At 64.7% G+C, this 558-nt stretch carries 1 protein-coding gene; it reads left to right on the top strand.

Features of this window, described 5'->3' with window-relative positions:
• Positions 1 to 27 precede the first annotated feature (27 nt).
• Positions 28 to 558: hypothetical protein (locus ABD323_RS42195; protein WP_344447362.1), on the top strand; the 531-nt coding region annotated here is incomplete at its 3' end.

Genomic DNA, 558 nt, shown 5'->3' with positions numbered 1-558 from the left:
TGGTCGAACTTCGACCACGCCGACTTCGTGAGCTCGGTGCTCGATCACATCGACCCGGCAGAAGAGGTGCTGCAGGCCGAAACGTCGGCCCAGCTCGTGACGCTCGCCGAGCGGCGGGCACCAAGGGTCCTCATTACGGGGGAGGGCGTCGATCTCACGCCGATCACCACGTGGCCGGAGTTGACGGAGCTTCAGATCGGCAGCACAGGCCACGACCTGAGCGTGATCGTCGGCACCTCGATCCGGACCCTCCACTGCTACAGCTGGGAGCCGGACCCAGGGATCTGGCAGGTCGTCGGTGGTATCACTCGGCTGTGCGTCGTCGCAGACCAGCTGACCCTCGTCCCGAGCGGGATGTCGTTCCCGCAGGTGAAAGAGCTGTGGTTGCTCGGCTATGTCGAGCAGCTGACCGACATCAAGACCTTCCCCTGGCTGCGCGAGTTGACTCTCTTCCCGGTCGGTCCGAGCCTGGACCTCCGGAAGCTCCGGCACCACGCCGAGCTCTTCGTGCATGTCCAGGCTGGCTCGGATGTGCAGATCCAAGTCCGCGAGTACTTC

The sequence above is a fragment of the Kitasatospora nipponensis genome (assembly GCF_039528135.1).
GTDB classification, from domain to species: domain Bacteria; phylum Actinomycetota; class Actinomycetes; order Streptomycetales; family Streptomycetaceae; genus Kitasatospora; species Kitasatospora nipponensis.
This window is presented reverse-complemented; position numbering and strand designations above follow the sequence as displayed.